This window comes from Parabacteroides sp. PFB2-10 (assembly GCF_029893085.1).
Lineage (GTDB): Bacteria > Bacteroidota > Bacteroidia > Bacteroidales > Tannerellaceae > QVMG01.
On sequence record NZ_JARXWI010000036.1, the window covers coordinates 1 to 1,195 of the forward strand.

The window sequence follows — 1,195 nt, forward strand, 5'->3', positions numbered from 1 at the left end:
CCTTTATGCAGCACCCCCAGTCGTTCGCTTCGCTCTCTTCACTGGGGGTTATTAGGAGTTAAACGCCTATGGGCGTTACCTGCTTACCTTCAATTATTACATAATCTGAATACCCTTTCCTATTTCGCCCCAACTAACCACTAATCACTAACCACCTATCCCCTAACAAAAGCTAAAAGAAGAATATCCCCTTAGACTAAGGGATCCCTTATATATTACTGTTTTTCTGTTCGTTAAACACTATTTCTTTCGTTATGTTCTCTTTATTCCGGATTACCGGGGAGAAGTGGTCACCACTTCGCTTGCCTTTTGAGGAGCAAAGTGCCGTAGAGGCTATTGGGGTATAATAAGTAGCGGTTCCTGCCGGTAATTCCTCCCGGAGCGATGGATGTAGCTTTGCTTCGTGATCACAAAGTACAATTGTACAAACAGAGAATTTATCATTATGTATTAAACAATTAAACAGTAAAAAAATGGCAGTAAAATTTAAATTATTGAAGCAAAAGAATCTGGGAGCCGATAAAGCGACCATTCCTGAAAAGATCTATGCTCGCGAGGTATCGACCGACAAAATCACATTCGAGTATCTGTTGGATGAGATCGCGGCAGCGGGTATTCCTTCCAACCAGGTGAAGGGAGTTATGGACCGTATGAATTTCCTTATTCGTCAGCATTTGTCGGCAGGGCATATCGTACAGTTCGGCGAACTGGGGAACTTCCGGTACACATTGGGATCGACCGGCGCGGCTACGGAAGAGGAGTTCGAAACAGCACTCATCAAAACGCCCCGAATTGTATTCTACCCCGGAAAAACGTTGCAAAATGCGCGTAAGAATAGCGAATTCAAACGCCTGGAAGTGAACAATTCGGATGAAACAGACGAAGGTGAAGAAGGGTTTTAATATCCAACTAATGACGGCAGTCCTGCTCACTATGAGCGGGATTGCCCTGCTATTTTTCGGTTTCTGGACAGATCCGGAAGGAGAGATCGACCACAGCGTACTGGTGGCTTTCGGAGAGACGATGACCTTTGCCGGAGCCTTGTTCGGGGTGGACTATAGCTATCGGGTGAAATGTAGAATGAAAAATGAAAAATGAAGAATTGGAGCGAAGCGGAAATCGCTTAGCGAAGCGTAAAGCAATTGGAGCGAAGCGGAAATCGCTTAGCGAAGCGTAAAGCAATTGGAGCGAAGCG

The 1,195-nt window shown here is 45.3% G+C and carries 2 protein-coding genes; both read left to right on the forward strand.

What is annotated here, in order from left to right; all coding sequences use genetic code 11:
- The first annotated feature begins 473 nt into the window (after positions 1-473).
- On the forward strand, positions 474-902 hold the full coding sequence (locus M2137_RS14800) for a DNA-binding protein (protein ID WP_280767199.1): 429 nt from the start codon (positions 474-476) through the stop codon (positions 900-902).
- On the forward strand, positions 871-1,098 hold the full coding sequence (locus tag M2137_RS14805) for a hypothetical protein (RefSeq protein WP_280767200.1): 228 nt from the start codon (positions 871-873) through the stop codon (positions 1,096-1,098). The genes M2137_RS14800 and M2137_RS14805 overlap by 32 nt, the downstream gene beginning before the upstream one ends.
- The last annotated feature ends 97 nt before the right edge of the window (positions 1,099-1,195 follow it).

Coding starts and splice junctions, on each gene's coding strand:
- M2137_RS14800 (WP_280767199.1), top strand. CDS start 474: ATGGCAGTAAAATTTAAATTATTGAAGCAAAAGAATCTGGGAGCCGAT.
- M2137_RS14805 (WP_280767200.1), top strand. CDS start 871: ATGAAACAGACGAAGGTGAAGAAGGGTTTTAATATCCAACTAATGACG.